We start from the raw sequence: 1,292 nt of genomic DNA, 5'->3' as shown, positions 1-1,292 counted from the left end.
CAGTCGCTCTTTAACAATGTATATCATGCTGACATGAACGTTTTTTTAAGACGTTCATACGTAATTGTTTTGTGATACGTCTCAAGCGTATCCGGCAATCGTTATCATTGCGAGATACCAGACCCCTTCGGGTTATAGGGTCAAGCAATGAAGCGCACACGGTGGATGCCTAGGCAGCCAGAGGCGATGAAAGACGTGGAAGCCTGCGATAAGGCTCGGCGAGGTGGCAAACAACCTGTGACCCGGGCATTTCTGAATGGGGAAACCCACTCATCATCAGATGAGTATCCCACGCTGAATATATAGGCGTGGGAGGCGAACCAGGGGAACTGAAACATCTAAGTACCCTGAGGAAAAGAAATCAACCGAGATTCCCCCAGTAGCGGCGAGCGAACGGGGACCAGCCCTTAAGCATGTGACTGATTAGGCGAACACGCTGGGAAGCGTGGCCATAGCGGGTGATAGCCCCGTAGTCGAAAGTCTGATCATGTGAAATCGAGTAGGTCGGGGCACGAGAAACCTTGACTGAAGACGGGGGGACCATCCTCCAAGGCTAAATACTCCTGGCTGACCGATAGTGAACCAGTACCGTGAGGGAAAGGCGAAAAGAACCCCGGAGAGGGGAGTGAAATAGATCCTGAAACCGTGTGCGTACAAGCAGTAGGAGCAGACTTGTTCTGTGACTGCGTACCTTTTGTATAATGGGTCAGCGACTTATATTCAGTGGCGAGGTTAACCGTATAGGGGAGCCGTAGGGAAACCGAGTCTTAACTGGGCGACACAGTCGCTGGATATAGACCCGAAACCGAGCGATCTATCCATGAGCAGGTTGAAGATTGAGTAACATCAATTGGAGGACCGAACCAGGATCTGTTGAAAAAGATTTGGATGACTTGTGGATCGGAGTGAAAGGCTAATCAAGCTCGGAGATAGCTGGTTCTCCTCGAAAGCTATTTAGGTAGCGCCTCACGTATCACCGCCGGGGGTAGAGCACTGTTTCGGCTAGGGGGTCATCCCGACTTACCAACCCGAGGCAAACTCCGAATACCGGTGAGTGCCAGCGTGGGAGACACACAGCGGGTGCTAACGTCCGTTGTGAAAAGGGAAACAACCCAGACCGTCAGCTAAGGTCCCGAAATCCTGGTTAAGTGGGAAACGATGTGGGAAGGCTCAGACAGCTAGGAGGTTGGCTTAGAAGCAGCCATCCTTTAAAGAAAGCGTAATAGCTCACTAGTCGAGTCGGCCTGCGCGGAAGATGTAACGGGGCTAAACCAGGTACCGAAGCTACGGGT

The 1,292-nt window shown here is 51.8% G+C and carries 1 rRNA gene; it reads left to right on the top strand.

What is annotated here, in order from left to right:
- Positions 1–138 precede the first annotated feature (138 nt).
- A 23S ribosomal RNA gene (locus tag QC815_RS17285) occupies positions 139–1,292 on the top strand; the annotation flags it as partial.

The sequence above is a fragment of the Vreelandella gomseomensis genome, assembly GCF_031451645.1.
Lineage (GTDB): Bacteria > Pseudomonadota > Gammaproteobacteria > Pseudomonadales > Halomonadaceae > Vreelandella > Vreelandella gomseomensis.
Note: the sequence above shows the minus strand (reverse complement) of the source record. Positions and strands in the feature narration are given on the sequence as shown.